10 protein-coding genes are annotated in these 6,987 nt (G+C 64.8%); 5 read left to right on the forward strand and 5 right to left on the reverse strand.

The annotated features are described in order from the left end of the window. Nucleotides 1-120 precede the first annotated feature (120 nt). The 3 genes from H0W65_RS07090 to H0W65_RS07100 are packed head-to-tail and all read right to left on the reverse strand — an operon-like array spanning nucleotide 121 to nucleotide 2,970. A complete protein-coding gene (locus H0W65_RS07090) occupies nucleotides 121-420 on the reverse strand; it encodes a hypothetical protein (RefSeq protein ID WP_294005780.1) in 300 nt (99 codons plus the stop codon). 25 nt (nucleotides 421-445) lie between these two features. Then, entirely contained in the window at nucleotides 446-2,029 is a 1,584-nt protein-coding gene (gene nadB, locus H0W65_RS07095) for an L-aspartate oxidase (RefSeq protein ID WP_294005783.1), read from the reverse strand. Next, a complete protein-coding gene (locus H0W65_RS07100; RefSeq protein ID WP_294005786.1) occupies nucleotides 2,026-2,970 on the reverse strand; it encodes an ABC transporter ATP-binding protein in 945 nt (314 codons plus the stop codon). The genes nadB and H0W65_RS07100 overlap by 4 nt, the downstream gene beginning before the upstream one ends. Before the next feature lie 107 nt (nucleotides 2,971-3,077). Here H0W65_RS07100 and H0W65_RS07105 point away from each other — a divergent pair, with 107 nt between their 5' ends. From H0W65_RS07105 to H0W65_RS07125, 5 genes are all read left to right on the forward strand, one after another. After that, nucleotides 3,078-3,596, forward strand: a complete 519-nt coding sequence (locus tag H0W65_RS07105; protein ID WP_294005788.1) for a DUF4402 domain-containing protein — start codon at nucleotides 3,078-3,080, stop codon at nucleotides 3,594-3,596. Between the two features lie 102 nt (nucleotides 3,597-3,698). Beyond that, a complete protein-coding gene (locus tag H0W65_RS07110; RefSeq protein ID WP_294005791.1) occupies nucleotides 3,699-4,232 on the forward strand; it encodes a DUF4402 domain-containing protein in 534 nt (177 codons plus the stop codon). A gap of 64 nt (nucleotides 4,233-4,296) precedes the next feature. Next, nucleotides 4,297-4,503, forward strand: a complete 207-nt coding sequence (locus H0W65_RS07115; protein ID WP_294005793.1) for a zinc-finger domain-containing protein — start codon at nucleotides 4,297-4,299, stop codon at nucleotides 4,501-4,503. Then, nucleotides 4,500-5,918 carry a metalloprotease TldD gene (gene tldD / locus H0W65_RS07120; RefSeq protein WP_294005795.1) on the forward strand — a complete coding sequence of 473 codons (1,419 nt, stop codon included), beginning with the start codon at nucleotides 4,500-4,502 and terminating at the stop codon, nucleotides 5,916-5,918. Before H0W65_RS07115 ends, tldD begins: the two co-directional genes overlap by 4 nt. Next, nucleotides 5,915-6,115, forward strand: a complete 201-nt coding sequence (locus tag H0W65_RS07125) for a DUF2007 domain-containing protein (protein ID WP_294005838.1) — start codon at nucleotides 5,915-5,917, stop codon at nucleotides 6,113-6,115. Before tldD ends, H0W65_RS07125 begins: the two co-directional genes overlap by 4 nt. 5 nt (nucleotides 6,116-6,120) lie before the next feature. On the opposite strand, the gene H0W65_RS07130 is transcribed toward H0W65_RS07125, so the two are convergent. Beyond that, nucleotides 6,121-6,534, reverse strand: coding sequence for a TIGR01244 family sulfur transferase (locus tag H0W65_RS07130; RefSeq protein ID WP_294005841.1), 414 nt, complete (start codon nucleotides 6,532-6,534; stop codon nucleotides 6,121-6,123). Then, on the reverse strand, nucleotides 6,518-6,987 hold a 470-nt coding region (locus H0W65_RS07135; RefSeq protein WP_294005844.1), incomplete at its 5' end, for an HRDC domain-containing protein. The genes H0W65_RS07130 and H0W65_RS07135, both read right to left, overlap by 17 nt.

The following is a 6,987-nucleotide window of genomic DNA, read 5'->3' on the forward strand; positions in this document are numbered from 1 at the left end:
GCTTTCTCGAGGTTTCAGTCTCGGTTCCATGCGCGAATGCGACCTCTGAGACTTTTGGTGCGCTCTCGGACAGTCGCGACCACGCTCGCGACCGGATATTGTGAACATTCGCCGCCGAATTTAGGCGCTCCGGGGCCGCATCGCCTTGGCCATGAAGGCAATGATGATCGCGATAAGTGAGGGCAGTAGCCAATCGAGCCATGGGTCGAGATTTTGCCACACGCGCTGGTCGAGTCCGCCCCACCATGGCATGTTGGCGCGGAGGCCATGTCCATAATATTCGATCCAGCGATATTCGGCCTGGGTGATCTCGCGGGATATCGACCAGGCGCAGGCCGCGGCCGCACCGGCGGTCCAGCTGCGTGTCGGAAGGGCGATCGCAAGCTGGATCAGCACGGCGAGAGTGATGTGTTCGATCATGCCCGAGGCCCCGATCGTGGGAGGCTCACGGCACCAGCACCGTGTCGACCGCGTCAGCCGCCATTTCCGGATAATCGAGCGTGTAGTGCAGCCCGCGGCTCTCATGCCGTGACAGCGCCGACCGGATAATCAGGTCCGCGACTTCGACCAGGTTGCGGAGTTCGATCAGGTCGGGCGTGACTCGGAAGTGCTTGTAATAATCGGCGACTTCCTGACGCAGCAGGTCGATGCGGTGCTTGGCGCGTTCCAGGCGTTTCGTTGTCCGCACGATGCCGACGAAATTCCACATGAAACGGCGGATTTCGCCCCAGCATTGCTGGACCACGACTTCCTCGTCGCTGTCCGTGACGCGGCTTTCATCCCAGGCGCGGACCGGCGGCGGTGCGGGCAGTTCGGTCCAATGCGCCATGATATGCCGCGCCGCGCCCTCGCCGAACACCAGGCATTCGAGCAAACTGTTGGAGGCGAGGCGGTTGGCACCGTGGAGGCCTGACTGGGTGACCTCGCCGGCGGCATAAAGCCCGGGGGCGTCGGTGCGACCGTCAATGTCGACCAGCACCCCGCCGCAGGTGTAATGTTGCGCCGGGACAACCGGAATCGGCTCCTTGGTGATGTCGACGCCCAGACCGATCAGCTTTTCGTAAATGTTGGGGTAGTGCGCCTTCACGAATTCGGGCTCGCGGTGACTGATGTCAAGGTGGACGAAATCGAGCCCGTCGCGCTTGATCTCGCTGTCGATCGCTCTCGCCACAATGTCGCGCGGGGCAAGCTCGGCGCGGTGGTCATAATCGGGCATGAAACGGTGGCCGGTAACCGGATGCTTCAGGATGCCGCCCTCGCCGCGCACCGCCTCGGTAATCAAGAAATTCTTGACCGTCAGATTGTAGAGGCAGGTCGGGTGGAACTGCATGAATTCCATGTTGGAAATGCGGCACCCCGCGCGCCACGCCATGGCGATCCCGTCGCCGGTCGCACCGCGTGGCGCGGTCGAATAGAGATAGGCTCGGCCCGCGCCGCCGGTGGCGAGGATGGTGGCACGGGCGCGGATTGTCTCGACCCTGCGAGTTGCGCGGTTGTAGGCGTAGAGACCGTGGACTGCACCGCTGGTGGAAAATTCCTCGGCATGCCGCCCCGTTACCAGATCGATCGCCACCATATCGGAGACCAGCGCGATGTTGTTGTGGGCCATGGCGGCCTTTTCCAGCGCCTGCTGGATCGCCCTGCCGGTGGCGTCGGCGACATGGACGATGCGGCGGTGGCTGTGCCCGCCTTCTCGCGTCAAATGCCAGCCGTCTCCGTCGTCGTCGAGGTTGAACGGCACGCCGAGCTCGGCCAGCCGGGCGATCGCGGCGGGGGCGCCGCCGACGACATGCTCGACGATCGCGCGATTGTTGAGTCCCGCGCCGGCGATCATCGTATCGCTGATGTGGGCGTCGAAACTGTCGCCTTCCTCCAGCACGGCCGCGATCCCGCCCTGCGCCCAGCCGGTCGCGCCCTCGCTGAGCTTGCCCTTGGCGATTACTCCTATTCTGTAGGAGGGAGCGAGCGTCAGCGCCGCGGTCAGCCCGGCGGCGCCCGAGCCGATGACGAGGACGTCGAAGTTGCTCAAGCGGCAACATTCCTGGTCAGCGCCAGGAATACGTCCTCGAGATCGGGGTCCCTCGTGGAAACGTCGATGATGCCAAGCCCATCGGCTTGCAGTGCGGCGAGCACCTGGCCGGCGTTGACGCGATCTTTGCGGTACGTAATCTCGAGCGTGCGTGGGCCGGTCTTCTCGATCCGGTCGAAACAAGAAGCGGTCGGCGCGGCGACGAGGTCGCGATCGACTTCGACCACCACCGCCTTGTCCTGCGCCTTGCTAATCAGTTCGCGCGTCGGCTCATTGGCGATCAGCTTGCCGTGATTGATAATTGCGATGCGATCGCACAATTGCTCGGCTTCCTCGAGATAATGGGTTGTCAGCACCACCGTCACCCCCTGCCGGTTCAATTGCCTGACATAGTCCCACAGTTGCTGGCGAAGCTCTATGTCGACGCCAGCGGTGGGTTCGTCGAGCACCAGAATGGGCGGCGAATGAACCATCGCCTTGGCGACCAGCAGGCGGCGTTTCATCCCGCCCGACAGGGTGCGGGCATAGGCATCGGCTTTGTCGGTCAGCCGCACTGCGGCGAGCAATGCGTCGGTAATGCGCTCGGCCTTCGGAACGCCGTAGAGGCCGGCCTGGATTTCGAGCGCTTCGCGAGGGGTGAAAAAAGGGTCGAATACCAGTTCCTGGGGGACCACGCCGATCGACCGCTTGGCGTTGCGCGGTTGCCGGTCGATGTCGAACCCCCACACCTCGGCCGAACCGGCAGACTTGACCACCATCCCGGCGAGGATGTTGATCAGCGTCGACTTGCCCGCGCCATTGGGGCCGAGCAGCCCGAAGATCTGACCGCGCGGAACGTCGAACGACACCGTGTCGAGTGCCGGTCGGGGACGAGCGTCCTTCGACGCATAGGTCTTGGACAGCGCATCGATGCGGATCGCGGCGTCGGTCGGGCTGGACATGCGATTCGCATAGCGGCGCGCGAGGCGGGACGAAAGGCGCGATGGTAAACTGCTTATTTACCTTACCCGTCATCCTCATTTTATCGTTAACCTCGTTAAGACGAGGCATGGTCCGCCTGCTCCGATCTCCCGCGCTGCTCGTCGCGGCTGCGCTATCGCTTTCCACGGCGGCGCCGGCCGCGCGCGTCGTCGCGTCACCCAAGGTCAAGGGCAAGGTCGACCTCCTGCGCCCGCTCACCCTGCAGCGGTTGACCGATATGGATTTCGGGATCCTCGGCGTGACCACCGGCGGCAGCGCGACGATCAACCCGATCACCGGCGCGCTGAGCGTTACCGGCGGCTTGCTTCGCCTCGGCGGCGCGGTGTCGCCAGCGCGCTATGCGGGGGCGGCATCGAAGCAGACGGTGGTGCTCATTCGGGTTCCCAGCCAGCCCGTGTTGATTACCCGCGCCGGCGGCACCCAGACGCTCAGCGTCAGCGCCTTCACTCTCGACGGCCAGGACAAGAGGGCGCTCGCGCAGCAGCAGAGCTTCACCTTCGCGGTCGGCGCGACGATCACCGTTCCGGCGGGCACGGTCGAGGGCCTATATACTGGTGAGATCGACATCACCGTCCAATATCCCTGACGCTCGATGCTTCCCGAACAGGGTAAAATTACCATCAACCCCGCTCCTTGAAAGCCTGTTCAGGCGCCATCCCCGCACTTTCAACGTGTAGGGAACCAGAACATGCGCTTTAACATTTGCCTCGCGGCGCTCGCCGCTACTGTCGCCTTCGCTTCACCCGCTTATGCCCAGGTCGTCGCCACGGATACCGCCACAGCCGAAGCTCGCGGGCTCGTCCTTCAGCCGCTGACCCTAACCAAGGTCGACGACCTCGATTTCGGTACTATCCTGGCCAGCACGGTGGCAGGGACCGTCACCATCGATGAAGACTCCGGCAATCGCAGCTCGACCGGCGGAATCACTGAAGTAGCGTCGAATCCCGGTCAGCGCGCCTTGTTCGTCGGTGCCGGCACCGCCGGACAGCTCGTCGATCTTACCTTGGCGCCTCCCACCGGAAACGTCCTGGTCAGCACCAGCAATTCGGCGGACACCATCCTGGTCAGCAGCATGCTTCTCGATAATGGCAATGCCACGACCCGGACCATTGCCCTGGATGGGACTTTTCAAGTTGGCGTCGGGGGCACGTTCAACATCGCCGCGAGTCAGGCCAATGGGCTCTACAAGGCCGACTTCGATCTGACCGCCGATTATCAGTAAGCCTTCGCTTCGATAAGACCCCACTCTTATTGAAGCGGCAGGGGGGGGCTGCTAGGTCTTGGGCATGCAGCCGCCCCCTGAACTCATTATCACCCATCATCACCGCGTCGCCTGCGACGGATCGGGCCAGGTGCCTGCTTCGCTCGGCCATCCGCGGGTCTGGTATCAGATCGACGACGAGGTCGGGTTCGTCGACTGCGGCTATTGCGACCGCCGCTTCGTGCTGGAAGGCAGTCCGGCGGACTCGCCCGAACCGCCGGCCGCCTCGTGAGCGGCAACCCGCGCGACCTCCTCTACCGTTCCGGGCTCGACCCCGACGACGCGCAGAAGCTCGCCGCGCGGCATCTGGCGGCGCATGACGACGGCGAGCTTTATTTGCAGTATCGCGTGTCCGAGGCGTTCGGGTTCGACGACGGCCGGCTGAAGACCGCCGATTATCATGTCGAATCGGGCTTCGGGCTGCGCGGGGTGACGGGTGAAACCACCGCCTTTGCCCATGCCAATGAGATTAGCGCGGCGGCCATCGATCGCGCCGCCCAGACGCTGAAGCTGCTCGACCCGTCGCGCGCGACTGCCTCGCTCCCGCCGCCGCGCACCAACCGCGCGATGTATGACGCGGCCGATCCGCTGTCGGCCATCCCGTTCGCCAGAAAGGTCGAGCTGTGCCAGGCTATCGACGCGGCGGCGCGCGCGCGCGATCCGCGGGTCGCACAGGTCAGCGTGTCGATTTCGGGCAGCTGGTCGGTGGTCGAAATCGTCCGGGCCGATGGTTTTGTCGCGACCGATATCCGCCCACTGGTGCGGCTCAACGTGTCGATCGTCGCCAAGTCTGGCGATCGCCGAGAGACTGGCAGCCATGGGCTCGGCGGGCGTCATCTCTATGACCGGCTGTTCGAACCTGCGATCTGGAACCGGGCAATCGACGTGGCGCTGGCTCAGGCGCTGGTGAATCTGGAAAGCGTCGCCGCGCCGGCGGGCGAAATGCCGGTCGTGCTCGGCTCGGGCTGGTGCGGCGTGCTGCTCCACGAAGCCGTTGGCCATGGTCTCGAAGGCGACTTCAATCGAAAAGGTACCTCGGCCTTTTCCGGGCGGATCGGCGAACGCGTCGCCGCGCCCGGCGTGACAGTGATCGACGAAGGCGCGATCGAGGACCGCCGCGGTTCGCTCAGCATCGATGACGAAGGCACGCCGACCGGGCGCACCGTGCTGATCGAGGACGGCATCTTGCGCGGCTATCTGCAGGACCGGCTCAATGCGCGGCTGATGAGGATGGAGCCAACCGGCAATGGGCGCCGCGAAAGCTTTGCCCATGCGCCGATGCCGCGTATGACCAACACCTTTATGGTGGGCGGCAGCGACGACCCGGCCGAACTCATCACCCGGGTGCCCAACGGGATCTACGCCAAGAGCTTTGGCGGCGGTCAGGTCGACATCACGTCGGGGAAATTCGTCTTCTCCTGTACCGAAGCTTACAAGATCGAGGGCGGCAAATTGGGTGCGCCGATCAAGGGCGCGACGTTGATAGGGGACGGGCCGAGCGTGCTGACCCGGGTCAAGGGCATCGGCAACGACATGGCGCTCGACGAAGGGGTCGGCATCTGCGGCAAGGCCGGTCAGTCTATCCCGGCCGGCGTGGGCCAGCCGACCCTGTTGATCGACGGGCTGACGGTCGGCGGGACGGCTTGAGCCTGGTCGAACTGGCCCGTTACGGCACGCGGGTCGAGGCCGACCTCGCCCGGCTGGCGCTCGACTCCGAAGGGATTGAGGCGGTCATTCTCGACGCCGAGGCCAACAGTTTCTTCGGCGGCGGCGGGCTGATCTCGGTCAGGCTGATGGTCCTTGACGATGACGTCGCGGATGCCCGGACGATCCTCAACGGCTAGAGCGATTAATCGCGCAACAAATGCGCCACCGGGTCGAGCGTGAAGCCGGCGCCTTCGACGCAGCGCGCCAGCTCCTCGCGCGGCATGCCGTCCTCGCTTTTCGCCACGGCCCAGGCCAGGGTCGAGCGGTTGCCCGAGCGGCAGAAAGCGAACAGCTTGCCGTCGCCCGCGCTATGCATCGCATCGCGCATCGCCTCAATGTCCGACGGCCCCATGCCGCGCGCGATCGGGACGTGGCGGTAATCGACCCCCGCTACCTTCGCGGCAGCCTCGATTGACGCGCTGGTCGGCTGGCCCTCATCCTCGCCGTCGGGGCGGTTGTTGACGATAAGCGTGACCCCGTCCGCCTTTAGCTGGGCGACGTCCTCGGGTGCGATCTGACCATTGACCAGGGTTTTGTCGTCAAGCTGCCGGTGCATCGACCATCTCCATCGCGTCACTGAGGGCGGCGAGCAGCGACTCGCCATGACGCTCGAGCTTGGTATCGCCGATCCCGTCGATTGCGGAAAGCGCGGAAAGCGAGGAAGGTTTGGCCGCCGCCACGTCGCGCAGCACCTTGTCGTGAAAAATGACGTAGGGCGGTACGCTCTGGTCCTTGGCGCGGTCCCGCCGCCAAGCACGCAGCGCCTCGAACAAGGGGTCGTGCGGATGGTCGTCCCCGCGCCGCCTACGCCGGACGTGTTTGGGCGGGACGGCGATGACAAGGCTCTCACCGCCTTTGAGGATCGCTCTGGCGGCGGGGCCGAAACTCAAACCCCCATAATCGTCGGCTCGCAACGCATCGCGCGCCTGCAGCGAGCGCGCGACCGGGCGGATCAGCGCCTGTTCGTCGGCGCTCATGATTCCAAACACCGACAATTTATGGTGGCCGA

It is taken from the genome of Sphingomonas sp. (assembly GCF_013816785.1).
In the GTDB taxonomy this organism is placed as follows: Bacteria; Pseudomonadota; Alphaproteobacteria; order Sphingomonadales; family Sphingomonadaceae; genus Sphingomicrobium.